13 protein-coding genes and 1 tRNA gene are annotated in these 17,309 nt (G+C 36.1%); 7 read left to right on the top strand and 7 right to left on the bottom strand.

Annotation, left to right across the window (positions count from 1 at the left end; genetic code table 11):
- Positions 1 to 15: 15 nt before the first annotated feature.
- The 3 genes from coaD to relA are packed head-to-tail and all read left to right on the top strand — an operon-like array spanning position 16 to position 4,116.
- Positions 16 to 504, top strand: coding sequence for a pantetheine-phosphate adenylyltransferase (gene coaD, locus A9G31_RS09630; protein WP_065561451.1), 489 nt, complete (start codon positions 16 to 18; stop codon positions 502 to 504).
- Positions 505 to 516: 12 nt separating this feature from the next.
- Positions 517 to 1,854 (top strand): 23S rRNA (uracil(1939)-C(5))-methyltransferase RlmD, encoded by a 1,338-nt coding sequence (gene rlmD, locus A9G31_RS09635; RefSeq protein ID WP_065561452.1) that lies wholly within the window; start codon positions 517 to 519, stop codon positions 1,852 to 1,854.
- Between the two features lie 3 nt (positions 1,855 to 1,857).
- Positions 1,858 to 4,116 (top strand): GTP diphosphokinase, encoded by a 2,259-nt coding sequence (gene relA, locus A9G31_RS09640; RefSeq protein WP_065561453.1) that lies wholly within the window; start codon positions 1,858 to 1,860, stop codon positions 4,114 to 4,116.
- Between the two features lie 47 nt (positions 4,117 to 4,163).
- Here relA and folA read toward each other — a convergent pair whose 3' ends face one another.
- Both folA and A9G31_RS09650 read right to left on the bottom strand, forming a co-directional pair.
- On the bottom strand, positions 4,164 to 4,667 hold the full coding sequence (folA, locus tag A9G31_RS09645) for a type 3 dihydrofolate reductase (RefSeq protein WP_065561454.1): 504 nt from the start codon (positions 4,665 to 4,667) through the stop codon (positions 4,164 to 4,166).
- Between the two features lie 10 nt (positions 4,668 to 4,677).
- Positions 4,678 to 5,742, bottom strand: a complete 1,065-nt coding sequence (locus tag A9G31_RS09650) for an MJ1255/VC2487 family glycosyltransferase (RefSeq protein ID WP_065561455.1) — start codon at positions 5,740 to 5,742, stop codon at positions 4,678 to 4,680.
- Between the two features lie 260 nt (positions 5,743 to 6,002).
- Between A9G31_RS09650 and A9G31_RS09655 the strand changes: the two genes are divergently transcribed.
- The 3 genes from A9G31_RS09655 (at position 6,003) to mutT (ending at position 9,682) form a co-directional block, all read left to right on the top strand.
- Positions 6,003 to 6,347: a hypothetical protein gene (locus A9G31_RS09655; protein WP_065561456.1), complete on the top strand. Its 345-nt coding sequence runs from the start codon at positions 6,003 to 6,005 to the stop codon at positions 6,345 to 6,347.
- Between the two features lie 80 nt (positions 6,348 to 6,427).
- Positions 6,428 to 9,160: a preprotein translocase subunit SecA gene (gene secA, locus A9G31_RS09660; protein ID WP_065561457.1), complete on the top strand. Its 2,733-nt coding sequence runs from the start codon at positions 6,428 to 6,430 to the stop codon at positions 9,158 to 9,160.
- Between the two features lie 117 nt (positions 9,161 to 9,277).
- Positions 9,278 to 9,682 (top strand): 8-oxo-dGTP diphosphatase MutT, encoded by a 405-nt coding sequence (gene mutT / locus A9G31_RS09665; protein WP_065561458.1) that lies wholly within the window; start codon positions 9,278 to 9,280, stop codon positions 9,680 to 9,682.
- 498 nt (positions 9,683 to 10,180) lie between these two features.
- Here the strand turns inward: mutT and A9G31_RS09670 are convergent, their stop codons facing one another.
- Both A9G31_RS09670 and A9G31_RS09675 read right to left on the bottom strand, forming a co-directional pair.
- On the bottom strand, positions 10,181 to 11,584 hold the full coding sequence (locus A9G31_RS09670; protein ID WP_141671440.1) for a hypothetical protein: 1,404 nt from the start codon (positions 11,582 to 11,584) through the stop codon (positions 10,181 to 10,183).
- A gap of 913 nt (positions 11,585 to 12,497) precedes the next feature.
- Positions 12,498 to 12,573 (bottom strand) — tRNA-Asn (locus tag A9G31_RS09675).
- Positions 12,574 to 12,721: 148 nt separating this feature from the next.
- Between A9G31_RS09675 and A9G31_RS09680 the strand changes: the two genes are divergently transcribed.
- Positions 12,722 to 13,297 carry a TIGR00730 family Rossman fold protein gene (locus A9G31_RS09680; RefSeq protein WP_065561460.1) on the top strand — a complete coding sequence of 192 codons (576 nt, stop codon included), beginning with the start codon at positions 12,722 to 12,724 and terminating at the stop codon, positions 13,295 to 13,297.
- A 68-nt stretch (positions 13,298 to 13,365) separates the two neighbouring features.
- Here the strand turns inward: A9G31_RS09680 and A9G31_RS12260 are convergent, their stop codons facing one another.
- The 3 genes from A9G31_RS12260 to fruB are packed head-to-tail and all read right to left on the bottom strand — an operon-like array spanning position 13,366 to position 17,263.
- A complete protein-coding gene (locus A9G31_RS12260) occupies positions 13,366 to 15,114 on the bottom strand; it encodes a fructose-specific PTS transporter subunit EIIC (RefSeq protein WP_065561461.1) in 1,749 nt (582 codons plus the stop codon).
- An 8-nt stretch (positions 15,115 to 15,122) separates the two neighbouring features.
- On the bottom strand, positions 15,123 to 16,058 hold the full coding sequence (gene fruK, locus A9G31_RS09690; protein WP_065561462.1) for a 1-phosphofructokinase: 936 nt from the start codon (positions 16,056 to 16,058) through the stop codon (positions 15,123 to 15,125).
- Positions 16,058 to 17,263 (bottom strand): fused PTS fructose transporter subunit IIA/HPr protein, encoded by a 1,206-nt coding sequence (gene fruB / locus A9G31_RS09695; protein WP_065561463.1) that lies wholly within the window; start codon positions 17,261 to 17,263, stop codon positions 16,058 to 16,060. Before fruB ends, fruK begins: the two co-directional genes overlap by 1 nt.
- Between the last annotated feature and the right edge of the window lie 46 nt (positions 17,264 to 17,309).

A 17,309-nucleotide genomic window follows, 5' to 3' on the forward strand; every position in this document is an offset into this window, starting at 1 on the left:
TGGATAATATTAAATATGAAAAGCAAAAGTTTAACTGCTATTTTTCCGGGGACTTTTGATCCCATCACTAATGGTCATATTGATCTTGTTACACGAGCTTCGTTACTGTTTCCTCGATTAATTGTCGCTATTGCCGAAAATCCTAATAAAAAAACACTCTTTACTCTAGAAGAACGCGTAAATTTAGCGTCAACAGCAGTTGAACATTTACTCAATGTCGAAGTTATTGCCTTTGACAATTTAATGGCTAATTTTGCACAAACCCATAATGCCACAGTTATCGTTCGAGGCGTTCGTACAACACACGATTTTGAATACGAAAGGCAACTTGCCGAAATGAATCGTGCATTAAAATCTGATTTAGACACTATCTTTTTAATGCCATCAATTGCAATGGGATTTATTTCATCAACAATAGTGAAAGATGTTGCCTACCATGGTGGTGATATAACAAATTTAGTACCACTGCATGTCAAAACAGCTTTATTAAAGCGCTTAACATAAATAAAAACGTCTATGGTTAATTTTTATACTCCACAAAGAAAAAAGTTCACACCACAAAAATTGACAGTAACTATCTCATCTTTAGATGCTTTTGGACAAGGCGTGACCAATCATAAAGGTAAAACAATTTTTGTAAAATCAGCCTTGCCTGATGAAAGCGTTGATATTGAGTTAACTGAAAATAAGAAAAATTACGCTAAAGCTAAAGTCATTAGATATCATAATCAAAGCAAATACCGCGTTAAACCTCTATGTGAATATTATCAACAATGTGGAGGTTGTGAACTACAACATATTGCACCACAGATGCAACAACAAGCAAAATATAATGCGTTGATAAATCTATTACAAAAAGAAACAGGACAACCTTTAACAAATATCGTTAAAAATTCACCGCAAATTATTGCCGATCAACCTTACCATTATCGTCGACGTGCAAGACTTTCAATTAATATCGTTAAAGGCCAATTAGCAATTGGATTTCGCCAAGCAGAATCCAATCAAATAATCAATATCAAACATTGTCCGATATTAGTTGACGAATTAGATTCATTGCTAGCGCCATTACAAAGCATGCTCAATAACATAAAACAGAAAAAAGCACTGGGGCACGTTGAACTAATTTCGGTCGATAGCGGTATTATTCTTGTTTTAAGGCACACTATGCCTCTAAGCAATCATGATGTTAACCTATTAAAAGAATTCGCCGAAAATAACAATATTTCACTTTATTTTCACGGCAACGATTTAATACATATTACCGGTAATACTGAGCATTTTTATTTAATTAATCATTTAAAATTAACATTCAGCCCTCTAGATTTTATTCAGGTAAATTGTAAAATTAATCAAAAGATGATCGAACAGGCGCTTAACTGGCTAACGTTACAACCAACAGATCGGGTTTTAGATCTGTTTTGCGGAATGGGTAATTTTTCGTTACCTATAGCAAAATTAAGTAAAACTGTAACGGGAGTTGAAGGTGTTGATGCTCTAGTTGAAAAAGCAAAATTTAACACTATATTAAATAATACTGAGATTTGTGCGGAAACCAATTTTTTAACTAGCAACTTAGACGATACTCAACAATTTTCGATATGGAGTCAATCACAATATAATAAAGTATTATTAGATCCAGCAAGAGCTGGTGCATTTAATGCAACAATTGAAATCGCAAAATTAGCCCCTTCAAAAATTGTTTATATATCGTGTAATCCTGCTACACTAGCACGAGATAGCAAAGAACTTATCGATGCAGGATATCAAATTGCTCAAGTTGCTATTTTAGATATGTTTCCGCAAACCAAACACATTGAATCAATGTTGTTGTTAATAAAATCAGGGACATAAGTTATGGTATCGATTAGAGGAGCACACCAACATAGTGAGGAACACTATTCTCTTGCTCAATTTGATGTAGAACAATGGGTAAAACAAGAATTGTTATTAACCAATCCCGCATCTTATAAGAAGTTTAGAGAAGTTTGGGATTTTTGTTTTGAAAACAGCGCAGGTGCATCGGAGCAAATTTTCTGTTTCCAAAATGCGATAGAAATGGTCGAAATTCTATCGACTCTTAATATGGATATTAATAGTTTATGTGCGGCTTTATTGCTTCCTTTTGTTGATAGCAAAATTATTCGCCGAGAAGATATTCCTGAAGATTTTGATCGTGAAATTTCTCATATCATTTCTAGCATTGTTAGGATGAAAGAAATTCGCCAATTACGAGCGATTCGTAACGGCAGTGCTACTTCCGAACAAATTGATAGTATTCGCCGAATGCTACTAGCGATGGTAAATGACTTCAGAAGTGTAGTGATTAAATTGGCAGAACGCATTACCTATTTACGCAATTTAATCAATGCACCTCAAGAAGAACAGGTCCTTGCAGCTAAAGAATGTTTTAACATCTATGCGCCTTTAGCCAACCGTTTAGGTATAGGTCAATTAAAATGGGAGCTAGAAGATTTCTGCTTCCGCTATTTACATCCAGATGAATATCGATTAATAGCAAAAAAATTGCAAGAAAAGCGATTGGATCGTGAACTGTACATCAAACAATTTGTAAGCCATTTACAAGATTTGATGAATCAAGATCATATTCGAGCTGAGGTATACGGTCGTCCTAAACATATTTATAGTATATGGCGAAAAATGGAGCGTAAACACCTTCAATTCGAAGATTTATATGATATTCGTGCTGTGCGCATTATCTGCGATCGTATTGAAGATTGTTATAATGCATTAGGTATTGTCCACAGCCATTATAAACATATCGCAAAAGAATTTGATGATTATGTAGCAAATCCAAAACCAAATGGTTATCAATCGATTCATACTGTTGTTTATGGTCCACAAAATAAAGCAATCGAAATTCAAATTCGTACTGAACAAATGCACAATGAAGCTGAACTAGGTATTGCCGCACATTGGAAATATAAAGAAGGCAGTACCGACAAAATGACAGCTTATGATCAACGAATTTCTTGGTTGCGTAAATTATTAACATGGCAACAAGAAATGTCGGAAAGTGGTGAAATACAAGAAGCCGTTCGTAGCCAAATTTTTGATGACCGAGTTTATGTTTTTACGCCTAAAGGTGATGTTGTTGACTTGCCAGCGGGATCAACTCCACTTGATTTTGCTTATCATATACATAGCGATGTGGGTCACCGCTGTATTGGAGCCAAAGTAGGCGGGCGAATTGTACCATTTACTTATAATTTAAAAATGGGCGATCAAGTTGAAGTCATTACCCAAAAACAACCAAATCCTAGTCGAGATTGGCTAAATCCGAATACAGGATTCGTTAATAGTAGTCGTGCCAGAGCTAAAATTCAAGCCTGGTTTAAAAAGCAAGATCGCGATAAAAATATCGCCGCAGGTGAGCAAATTTTACAAAGCGAACTTGAACCTTTAAACATTAGTATAAAAAGTGTCGAAAAAATCTTAATTAATAAATATAACGCTCATTCATTTGACGAAGTATTAGCAGGTATTGGTAGTGGTGATGTAAGGATTAATCAATTAGTTAATTTTATCAATGCACAATTTAATAAACCAACTGCTGAAGAGGAAGATGAAGCAGCATTAAAACAGATTGCCCAAAAAACAAATATACAAGCTAAAAATACTAATAAATTCAACAATAAAAAAGGCAGTGAAATTATTATTGAGGGTGTGGGTAACTTAATGTATACCATTGCAAACTGTTGCCGCCCTATTCCTGGCGATCTAATTGTGGGGTTTGTAACTCATGGGCGAGGTATTTCAATTCACCGAGCTGATTGTGAGCAATTGCAAGAACTTAAAAATCATGCGCCTGAACGTATTACTCACGCTGTTTGGAACAACAATACCCAATCAAGTTATACCATGGTGATAAAGATTGTTGCCAACGATCGAAGTGGTTTATTGCGAGATATTACTACCATTTTAGCTAATGAAAAGGTTAATGTTCTTGGTTTAATGAGCCGTTCAGATATGAAGCAACAATTAGCCACTATCGACGTAGATATGGAAATTTTTGATCAGGATTCGTTAAATCGAGTGCTCAATAAAATAAAACAACTACCCGATGTTATTGAAGCTAAACGTTTTCAAGGTTAATTAACATGTTAAATTGCCACTTTTTTAGTGGCAATTAGGTTTAATATTTATTGCTTTCTTTCTAAAATTTCAAACTGATATGAATAGCCATTTTTATCATCCGGTTGATGCCCTTCTTGATAAATAACTTGCCATTGCTCAGGTAAATAATCAGGGAAATGGGTATCCCCCTGTAGTTCCGCATCTATATGCGTTAAATAAAGTCGATTTGCTAACGGTAAAGTCTGCTTATAAATATTACCACCACCAATAATAAATGCCTCATCAACATTCTGTTCTTGGGCTAACACTATGGCGGCATCAATTGATTGAACCCAACTTACATTTTGAGTTGAATTAGATTCACTTGGTGCTTGCTTTGAAATAATAATATTATGACGACTTGGTAGTGGACGGCCAATAGACTCAAATGTCTTTCTTCCCATAATAACGGGTTTATTAAGTGTGTTTTTTTTAAACCATGCCAAGTCTGCAGGTAAATGCCAAGGCATTTGATTATTTAAGCCAATTACACGATTATCGGCCATAGCTACAATAATACTTAATATCATATTCGTTCCTTTACACATACCCTAAAGACTTTATTCGCTGATTGACATGCTCAGGAAAGATAGTTTGACTCCAAAGTCGTTCGCTTAAAGAAAGTAACGACTCCTTTTGTCCAGCAACGATCCAATTAGACAATTCTGTAGCAACATCAGGGTATATTATTGGTTTTGGTGAAGGTAAATCTAACCAATACTTAAGTTTGATACAGTTTAAACTTTCCATAACCGTTGCCATATCAAGAGATCGTAAACATTGAGCATTATAAATTTGTTCAAATTGACCTGCAACAGGCTTAGTAAGAATCTTTTTACCAAGCGTTAATGCTTCAGAAATCAGTGCAAAGCCCGTATTTGAAATAATGCCAGAGCAATTGACTAAAGCTTGCGTAAAACTATCACGACTAAGAGGTTGAAAAATAATATTACTTTGTTGTGATTCTTGCTTTATATCCGGGTGAAAACAGATGAATTGATGATCTTGAAATTGTTTTAACATACCAATGATCTCATCTATACCTTCAAACGGCAAATAAACCACAATGCTACCATCTTCTATTGGTGTGGCATTAAATGAATCAATCATCGGTGGCAATAACTTATGCCCAAAATGAAACCAATGCAAACCAACAGGCTTAGTAACTGGCGCATAATATTTCATAATTACATTGGCAACTAGCCCATATTCTTTAGGTTTAAGATATTGGCATACAGCCTGATTGCTTATACCTAAACAGTCACGTTGCTGATGATGTGCGGCCCAAGCGCTAACTGGCTCAAAATCGCTAATAATACAATCATACTTTGATAAATCGAGTTCACGCACATCTTTAATAAGTCGAAATGCACGAATTCGTTGTATGGTTTTACGAAAATTAATTTTACCATTTAGTGTTGCAAAGGTGACACCTCGATAAGTCTTATAATCACCAAAAACTTGCATATCAAAATAGTCTTTAGGATCACGTCCACTAAAAATATAATCAACATCAGCTCCAGCTTTTTTTAATGCTTTAGCTAAAGTTCTACAACGACTGACGTGGCCATTTCCTGTTCCTTGAACACCAAAGAGAATTTTCATATCTTTATGATTTGTCAATTTAAGTTATATAAATATAATAGCAGAACAGCTTATTATTATAAAAATTATTTTCTATAACTAAATAAAATTATTGCATTAATAAGTTACCATAATCCAAGATTGACTATTACTAAATCATCTCACCCTATTTTGAATAATGGATACTTGCAAAATGAGTTCTTGTAAATAGTTTATATTGTTTTTAACAAATACTAATAATTGTTTTTCATTTTGGCAAAAAATGCTAACATATCGCTATTATGACAATGATTAATTATTGGCAAAAGCTCAGCAAACGCTTACCTATTAAAATCGCTTTCCCGCACTTATTATTAGGTGTGATCGCTACTGTGTTCAGTTTATGTCAACACGATGCACTTCCAACAGAATCTTCGGTTTCGCAAATTGAAATTATTGCAATTGCATCTATTGTACAAGATCACCAAGAAATAGATCGAAAAAAATCCCAAACGCTACCGCAGTTACAAAAGCAATGTATTGTAGCGCTTTTTATCAGACCCAATTATATTGAGCTTTCACCAAGTAAAGTTATCCGACTATCCCCCTATAACGGCATACGAGCCGGACCTATAGCTACCGCTTAATGAGATTATCACGCAAATAAAATTAATTTTTATATAAGGCTAATGCCCTAGATCCGTATAGAAAAAACAAGAGAAAAGTTATGTTATTAAAATTATTGACAAAAGTATTTGGTAGCCGCAATGAGCGCGTATTAAAAAGTATGCGTAAACGAGTTGAAAAAATTAATGCACTTGAACCAGACATGGAAGCATTAACTAATGATGAACTAAAAGCAAAAACTACAGAATTTAAAGACAGGATTGCCTCTGGAACCCAATTAGATGATATTTTGGAAGAAGCTTTCGCAGTGGTACGGGAAGCGAGTAAACGTGTATTTGGCATGCGTCATTTTGATGTGCAGTTAATCGGTGGTATGGTATTAAATGAACGTTGTATTGCTGAAATGCGTACTGGTGAAGGTAAAACTTTAACAGCGACATTACCTGCCTACTTAAATGCACTAACAGGTAAAGGTGTACACGTTGTTACGGTTAATGATTACTTAGCGCAGCGAGACGCTGAAAATAATCGTCCTTTATTCGAATTTTTGGGCTTAACTGTAGGGATTAACCTGCCCAATATGCCCGCACACATAAAACGTGAGGCTTACAACGCAGATATCACCTATGGTACCAATAATGAATATGGTTTCGACTACCTACGCGATAATATGGTATTTACCAAAGATGCTCGAGTACAACGTCCATTACATTACGCCTTAGTCGATGAAGTTGACTCAATTTTAATTGATGAAGCAAGAACACCTCTGATTATTTCAGGTCAAGCTGAAGATAGTTCCGACAGGTATATTAGCGTTGATAAGATCATTCCTTACTTAACTCGTCAAGAAAAAGAAGACTCTGACCAGTTCCAAGGTGATGGAGACTTCTCAATTGATGAAAAATCACGCCAAGTTAACTTAACAGAACGAGGCTTAGTTAAAGTTGAAGAATTATTGATTAAACAAGGCATCATGAAAGGTGATGAATCCCTTTATGCGCCAAGCAATATTATATTAATGCATCACGTTAATGCAGCCCTACGCGCTCACCATCTTTTCCATCGCGATGTTGATTATATTGTTAGAGATAACGAAATTATCATCGTTGACGAACATACTGGACGAACAATGGATGGTCGACGTTGGTCTGATGGTTTACATCAAGCTGTTGAAGCAAAAGAGCACGTTAAAATCCAAAATGAGAACCAAACACTGGCTTCAATTACTTTCCAAAACTATTTCCGTTTATATGAAAAGCTAGCGGGTATGACAGGTACTGCTGACACTGAAGCATTTGAGTTTAACCAAATTTATGGTTTAGATACGATTGTTATTCCAACTAATCGTCCGATGCAACGAAAAGATCAATCCGATCTTGTCTATATGACCGAAAAAGAAAAGATAAACGCGATTGTATCTGATGTACAGGAATGCGTAAAACGCGGTCAACCTGTTTTAGTCGGAACAGCATCAATCGAAAAATCAGAATTAGTTTCACAAGCATTTAAAAAAGCAGGTATCAAACATAATGTCCTAAATGCTAAATTCCATGCTCAAGAAGCAGAAATCATTGCTAATGCAGGGAGTAAAGGTGCAGTTACTATTGCAACCAACATGGCTGGTCGTGGTACTGATATTATGCTTGGTGGTAACTGGCAAAGTGATATAGCAAAAATTGAAAACCCAACACAAGAAGATATCGAAAAAGCGAAACAGGCTTGGCAAATAAAACACGAAGAAGTGATTGAGTTAGGTGGACTTTATATTTTAGGTACTGAGCGTCACGAGTCACGCCGTATCGACAACCAATTACGAGGTCGTGCAGGACGTCAAGGTGATCCTGGAGCTTCACGCTTTTATCTATCACTTGAAGATCCATTGATGAGAATCTTTGCCTCTGATCGTGTGGGTAATATGATGCGTAAATTGGGTATGAAAGAAGGTGAAGCCATTGAACACCCATGGGTTACAAAAGCCATTGCCAATGCCCAAAAGAAAGTTGAAAGTCGCAACTTTGATATTCGTAAACAACTTCTTGAATATGATGATGTCGCCAACGATCAACGTAAAGTAATTTACCGAGAACGAAACGGCTTACTTGATAATACCGATATAAAAGATACCATTGATTCAATTCGAGGTGATGTATTTAACACTCTAATTGACCAATACATTCCACCACAATCAATTGAAGATATATGGAATATACCAGGTCTTGAAACTGCGCTAAAAACAGACTTTGACTTGGATTTACCGGTCGCAAAATGGCTAGATGAAGAGCAAAATCTGCACGAAGAGACATTGCGTGAACGAATCTTACAAATTGCTCAAGATAAATATTTAGAAAAAGAAAACATGGCTGGAGCTGAAGCATTTAGACATTTCGAGAAAAGTGTTATGTTACAAACACTTGATACGCTTTGGAAAGAACATTTAGCAGCTATGGATTATTTACGCCAAGGTATTCATTTGCGCGGCTATGCACAAAAAGATCCAAAACAGGAATATAAACGTGAATCGTTTAATATGTTTGCTAACATGCTAGAATCATTAAAATATGATGTTATTGGTATTTTGAGTCGCGTACAAATTCGCTCACAAGAAGAAGTTGACGAAGCTGAACGCCAACGCCTAGCAGAAATGGAAAAACTAATGGCCAAACAACAAGCTAACCATGATTCGGTAGCGAGTATAAATGGCGAAAGTGAAGAACTATCAGCAGGCGCTTCTTCGCAACCAATAGTACGAACTCAAGCCAAAGTTGGTCGTAATGATCCATGCCCTTGTGGTTCAGGTAAAAAATATAAACATTGCCATGGTGCTGTTCAGTAAAGAAAAAATTTAGTATCATCAAGCAAAGTTGATACTAAAATCGTCGATTAGGATCGACAATAGGTTGAAAGGGAAAGTTACAACTTTCCCTAATTTTACTCATAGGCAAATAAAATTATGAATAAACATATTGAAATTGCTGTAGGTATTATTCGTTCACAAAATTGTCAAATATTTATCACCCAACGCGGAGAAGACTCTCATCTTGCTGGTTTTTGGGAGTTTCCTGGTGGAAAAATCGAGACCGGAGAAACGCCATATCAAACATTACAACGCGAAATTGCTGAAGAAGTTGACATCTATATCCACCAAGCCCAATTTTTAGATACCTTTAACCACAATTATGATGATCGCGATATCACAATTCATGCGTATTTAGTTGAAGAGTGGGATGGAGTCCCTTTTGCTAAAGAAGGCCAACCAAGTCGTTGGGTTGACCAAGAAGATCTGAATGCCGACGAATTCCCTGACGCCAATCGACCGATCATCGAAATGCTTAAAAACTTAGATAAACAAATATAATTTAGTTATTACAATTTGGCTTGTTTGTTAGTCTAGTTTGTTTAATTTAACTTAGTTTTTTGTATAATTTTAGAGCTATTATATTTAGTTCATAAAACAAATGTACGCTGTTTCCCCACACCTAGAATAACACAATGCTAAAGCAAAAATTTAATATCACAAAGCTTCGATTTTATTTTAGCTAATAATGGGAATTTTGTTGTTTTTATAATTTTGGTTGAGTTTCTAGCAATTTTATCTTTAGTGCCCCCTGACAGTTTTATCAAAAGTATCTCATATAGAGTATTAACATTATTGAAGATTCATAGATATTTTCAATCAAAATTAAATGACTACAGATTAGTTTTTGTTGCAGTAAGTTCTAATTTTGTAAAAACCGCTTTTGCTGTTTAATAGCAAAAGCGGAACCCAGTAGTGAGCCCTTCTGAACGGGGCTCTGTTCTTTGATAAATTGTCTAACTAAAATTACATAATTTCCCTCGTCTCAGAGCGTAAGAACTAAGGAGTGACACAAAGCCCTCCTCTGGCGGAGCCACCAGGGCTAACGCTGTGCACGTAACCGCGACCAGCTCCGACATTAAACTGGCCGCTACCTCTAGTAGTATCCGTCACATAGTAGTCGAAACGGAAGTCTGCATTGGCATAATCATTCATATATCCCCATTCAGTGAAAAAACCTGCTCCAATTCGACGCTGGTAATTATTACCATCTGACGATGGTGTCGCTCCAGAAATAGAAGGAGAGCTTTTGCGCACTGCATTAGTTAAATCGCTTACCTCCACAAGACGCCAACCTAAGCTATCACACCAAGTTCTATGACTACCAGTACCTGAAGTTTTATCCCCTCGGTTAACAAACCACTGCTTCAACTCAAAACCGTATTTGACGACTACATTACCACTACTATTCCTACCCACTAACTCAAATGTCTGAGGTAAAGTTGGCAAGCCAAGTGGACTAGGGTTTCTGGCTTTTATTTGACTATCACTTGCTCTAGGGCCTGTTAAGGTTACTCGTGTTACGTATTGTGATTTATCTGAAATCCAGCCATCATATGATGGATTTGCGTTCGGCATTGTTCTCGTCACTGTTGCAGTTATTCCACCCAACGTAATAGGTGACCAAGTCAGTTGACTTACATCTACTCCTTCTATGTCTAAATCAAAATATAAGCCATCAGCACCAGTAGTTGGGAAATTAAGACCATAAGATGATGGATTGTTTGATTGAACTAGAAAACCTTTAGCTGAGTTCCAGATCTCACTTGGGCCAGCAAAATTGTAATTATTCCCCTCAATCTTAACATTATTTTCTCCATGTTTTAAATTCGGTCTTGCGTATCCTACAAAGTAACAACTGGTAGATGAATCGGGACTGATGAAATACGTCGCTGATGCACCATTAAAAGTAGTGCTACTTGGAACACCGTACCGTGTAGTTAAATGACCATCGGTAGTACTTAACGTTATCTTATAAGGAGCATTACAAATATCTAAAACATCATTTCGATTTATAGAATGATTATTTTTATCGGTAAACACCACTGATAAAGTTCCTGATGCACTAACACCATTGGTACCTTGACCATCACCATCATCATCTCCCCAATAATTATAAGGATCCCGAATGAGATCATCTAATCCTATTGAGTTGGTTGACGGTGGAATCAACATCCCTACACTACTAAAAGAACTTCCATTTATAATTTTTATTGGATTTGTTGAACTTGATATATTAGTTGACGGCATGACTCTTGTCCCATCGGGCAACGTGATAGCCAATAACATATCCGTTGTTGTAGCTTTAGTTTGACCATTATCAAATGTTAAATATGGTGCACTACCATGAATGATATTGGTTGTATAAGTTGTTAATGCCTGTAATTTCAGTGGATAAGACAATAATAAAAACGGTGTCAGCAACAAAGAAATTAGGAATTTTGATATAAATTTTAATCGAAACACAAGTGCGAAATTGTTCGCAGATTTTCTCGATAAAATTAAGATTTGTAAGTTTTTTTGAAGATTAAAGTGTTTAAAAAGATTTAAGACATAGGTTTGCCAGTGCTGGTGCCTGGTGCCTGGTGCCTACAATGATAATGCATTTTTCTTCACCTGTCAATTATTTTTCTGTTTTATTTCGCGTTTTTCTGTTTGTTTGCTTATTAAATAAGCTTTTTATCTAAAGCGGTGAAATTATAGCCGCTTGCAGAGATTTTAGCTAGTACTTTTTTTATATCTTTTGTAAAAAAGTAAAAAACGGTTGCATTTGAGGTTTTTAAAGAATTTTCTTATTGAAATATTGAGTGATATCTTTACGCCTAACATTTTATGGAACAAATAATATTAATAAGAAACCTAGTTAAGAGAGATTTGTGTAACATTACTAATACACTCATGATACTAGCCTATTTGATGTCATCTGTGCTTTGGCTACAAAATGTAGTCTTCAACTCCCCTTCGCGCACGTTCGGTTTTGACACAACATTTGGAATTTATTACTAACAAAACACAAACTCAACAAAAATCTTTGTTTAACATGCTAACCTAGCTTAAATATCGGTGCATCCAGACACAGTATATGATCTGTGTTAGTTTTATTTAGATTTTGAGATTTAAAATACTACGGTAATAACATTCAACCCAACTGTGACCATTTAAATCCCTTTTAGCAATCAATCCATTTGACAAGAATACTAAATACATACCCAATAAACTCGGATTTAGGTCTATTTGCTGTAATAACGAAACGAATAATCAGAAGGGGTTGCATATAAAAAAACCTGCCATAAGCAGGTTTTATAAATTCGGGAATTGGCTCCTCCAACAGGACTTGAACCTGTGACATACGGATTAACAGTCCGCCGTTCTACCGACTGAACTATGGAGGAACACTTAACGGGATGAATATTAACTATATATAACGCTAATGTCAATCTCTAAAACAGCAAATAGAATTAACTGCTCAGCTTGTAATCAAATTAATCTGCAGATATGCTAAGATAATTAAATATATTATTAACAGGTAAAATAGCATTTATGAAAAAAAATATTTGTATTTTTTGCGGAGCAAACGAAGGAAGCCAATTAGAATATCGTACACAAGCAGAACAATTAGGCAAAACTTTAGCAGAACAAAATCGACGGCTAATTTATGGTGGTGGTAATAAAGGTTTAATGGGGATTATTGCTAATACAGTACTTGCGCACGGCGGTGAGGTGATTGGTATTATTCCTGAACGTTTAGTCAAAGCCGAAACAGCACACCACGGTATCACTCGTTTAGAAGTAGTGGATAATATGCATCAACGCAAAGCAAGACTTTCGGAATTAGCTGATGGTTTTATTGCAATGCCAGGAGGAACTGGAACTTTAGAAGAATTTTTTGAAGTTTGGACAGCAATGCAAATAGGTTATCATGAAAAGCCCGTTGCATTATTTAATGTGTTAGAATTTTGGCAACCAATGCTTAATTTTTTGCAACATGCAGTGAATGAAGGTTTTGTTCGAGATAGTTTTTATAAAACATTAATTGTTTCGGAAGATCATCGAACTATACTACAACAAATGGATCATTTTATCCCTAAAGATTTACAGCGCTGGGTAAAAAAATAGCTTAAATGCCATACTATATAAAAAGCGCCATCACTTGATGGCGCTTTTTCTTATATTATTAACAAACATTAAGCGACAGCTGTAGCTTCCGATTCTGGTTGTTTAATTAATGCATAAGCAACACCAGCAACAACGGTACCAACAACAATAGATAATAAGTAGCCAACTACTGGTTTAACAACGCCCGGAATTGCTAAAGCAAATAAACCACCATGCGGCGTCATTAATGTTGAACCGAAGGCTAACGCCATACCACCAGTAATAGCACCACCAACAATACAACATGGGATAACACGTAATGGGTCGCGCGCAGCAAATGGAATTGCGCCTTCCGAAATAAAGCATAAGCCTAATACCAATGAAGCTTTACCGCTTTCTTGTTCAGGTTTAGCAAATTTTTTGCGTGCAATAAGTGTTGCTAAGCCCATAGCTAACGGTGGAACCATACCACCAGCCATAACCGCTGCCATTGGCATATATTGATGTAATGAAATTAATGTGGTTCCGAATAAATACGCTGCTTTATTGATAGGTCCCCCCATATCAGTACACATCATCCCCCCTAGAATTACCCCCAAAATCACAGCAGTATTTGGATTTGAATTCAACGAATTTAGCCATGAATCCAAGGAAGACATTAACCATGCGATAGGTGCACCAAAAATAAACAGCATCACTAAACCGGTTATTAATGTCGCAAATAGTGGTACAATTAGGATCGGTTTTAACCCCTCAAGCGTTTTTGGTAATGGTAAATATTTGGAAATACACATTGCTAAATAACCAGCAAAATAACCAATAAAAATCCCGCCTAAGAAACCTGCGTTAGTCGATACCGCAAGTAAGCCACCAACAAGCCCTGGAACTAAACCTGGTCTATCGGCAATCGAATAGGCAATATATCCTGCTAACAACGGTACCATGAGAGAGAAAGCCTTCTCGCCAATCAGATTTAAGTGCGGCTCTCCAACAAGTTCGTTTACTAATACTTCTTTTACTACTTCTACGCCATTTTCTAAGACTTTCACCGTTTTTAATACGTCTTGAAACTCACCTAATGCAAGAGATAGAGCAATAATCAAACCGCCAGCTACAACCATTGGTAACATGTACGAAATACCCGTTAAAAGGTGTTGATAAAATCCTTTTTTCTGTTTATTAGATTTAGCTACCGAAGCATTAACACTTGGTTGATACACGGTTGCTTCTTCAAATGCTTTATCAAATTCTTGTGCTGTTTTTTTCAGAGCTGGACTTGTTTTGGTGCGATAAAGTTTTTTACCTGCAAATTTGCTCAAATCAACATCAATATCACAAGCTGCAATTACAACATCGGCTGAAGCCACTTCTTCTGGTGTTAATTCATTACCGACACCAACTGAGCCACGTGTTTCAACCTTACACCACCATCCACGTTTTTTGGCTTCCTCTTCAATCGCTTCTGCTGCCATAAAGGTGTGAGCAACACCTGTTGGACATGCAGTTACCGCAACAATACGTTTTACACTGGTATTATTGCTTTGTGAAGACATAGCTTCGGCTGTTTGTTGATAAACACTCGCTTTACTTTGCGCATCTGTTAAAATCTGTTTTGGGTTAGCAAAAATTTGATTTAAATCATCAACGGCATAAACCTTTTTACCAACAACTGCTTTATCACTGATAGTTCCAGAGCCTACTGCAACTATAACATCAGCCGATGTTGCATTATCAACCAGATTTAGATTTAATTCGTTTGCGGCTAAAGCTAATTCCGCTTTAGCCAAACGTCCATTTACTGGGCCTGTATTACTACCTTCAATAATATATATATTCATGAATACTCCTATTCAGAAATTATTTCAATTTTTTCTAGCATATTATTTACAGCTTGGCAATCAGATATACCAACACCAGCTTGCCCAACTGATAAAGCTGCAACACTTGATGCAAAGACTAAAGTATCTTTAATTGAACGATTAGTCATTAAGCCATACATCAACCCGGCGACCATTGAATCACCGGCACCAACAGTACTAACTACATGGCATTTTGGTGGTTTTGCTAGCCATGCTTCATTTTTAGTTACCCACAAAGCGCCTTTACTTCCTAGCGAGATCACTACATTTTCAATGCCGTCGTTTACTAACTCCATAGCAGCTGCTTTAACATCTTCTAATGTTGGTAATTTGCGACCTACCCACATTTCTAGCTCTTTATCATTGGGTTTAATTAACCATGGTTTTGCTTTTAGTCCTGCAACTAATGCATCTCGGCTACTATCAAATACGATCTTTGGACAAATCACTTTAACTTGTTCCATCCACTTAGTAAATTTATCAAGTGATACTCCAGCTGGTAAACTACCGCTGATAGCAACCATATCAATATTTTTTAGCCATTCAAGAGAATTTGTAACAAAATGTTGCCAATCTTGCTCGCTAATCGTGAAGCCTGAAAAATTAAGGTCAGTCACTTCACTATTTTCCTCGGTTAATTTAACATTAATGCGAGTACGACCTTCAATTGTTTCAAATTTATCAATCACATTTAATGATTTGAATAATAAGTTAAAACCATCACGATTTTCTTTACCTAAAAAACCACCAATAGTTAATTGGACATCTAAATCCGACAAAACTTTAGCAACGTTGATACCTTTGCCTGCAGCAAGTAACGCATTGGTTTGGACTAAATTAACATCACCAAGCTCAACTTTGGGACAAAAACCCAAAAGATCATAAGCTGGGTTTAAAGTTATTGTTGCGACACGATAAGTCATTATTCAGTCCCCTCACCTAAACCATCCCCAATTGCTTTACCAATTGCATCAAGCGCTTGAGTAGCATCTTCACCTACTGCAGTAAATCGTAATCGACTACCTTTTTTAGCGCCTAGTGCAACAATTTTCATTAAACTCGTTGCACTTACTGGCTCACCTTTACCATCTAAATTAGCGACAGTAACCTTACAATTAAACTCTTTAACTAATTTTACTAGTACTGATGATGGGCGTGTATGTAAGCCATTTTCGTTTGGAATAATAAATTCACGACTTAATGATTCATTATTCGATTCAGCCACAGTCGACTCATTTGAAGATATCGATTGTATTTCTGATTTATTAGATTCTATTGTCGCAGAACCAGATAAAAGAAGGCTGCTGAGATCATCAGTATTGGCTGATAATAGTAATTGTAATTTTTGGTTAAAAACTAAAGTTGCAATATTATTTACAATATCATAAATAGAATCATCAACAGCTGATATAGTGATGAGTAACTTAACAGGCTTACCATCTTCATTAATATTACTGATAGTGCGACTAATCGCCATAGCATTTTTTAAATTACCTTGTTTGCTATCATTTAACCAAACTCCATCACCTAAATATGTAGGTTTATTGTCCAACACATCGGCAATAAAGCTTGAATTTACAGCATTTTGCTGTTTTAAACGTGATGCATTTAATGCTTGTAAAGTTGCTAAACTATCAGCAGGAATATCCAATAATAATGCAGATTCATTTATAGAAAATTGGCTATCTTCAGAACTTGTTTTACCAGTTAAAATAGCAATTACTTCGTCGGCAGACTGAATTTTTTTAATTCGCTCCTCTACCCCTTCAGCTCCAAGTACGTGAGTTAGTTGACGGAGTAATTCTAAATGCTCATCAGAGCTTGCTGCAATACCAATTGCAAGATAGGCCTTTTCGCCATCATCCCCCCATTGGACACCATTAGGAAAACAAAATACTTGTACCCCTGTTTTTTTGACTAAATGGCGAGTTTTAGTAGTTCCATGGGGAATAGCAAGACCTATACCCAGATATGTGGCTGCTTGTGCTTCTCGTTCTAACATTCCATCGACATAACCATCTTCAACAAATCCTGCATTGGTTAATGCCGAAGCAATTTTTTTTATCGCTTCAGTTTTATTGGTAGCTTGTTCATTTAAATGAATGTTTTCTTTAACTAAATGAAACATATAATAAATACCTCTGGGTTAATAATATTGGGGCGACTAAAATGAC

Source organism: Gilliamella sp. Gris1-4, from assembly GCF_001690335.1.
Taxonomy (GTDB): domain Bacteria; phylum Pseudomonadota; class Gammaproteobacteria; order Enterobacterales; family Orbaceae; genus Gilliamella; species Gilliamella apicola_P.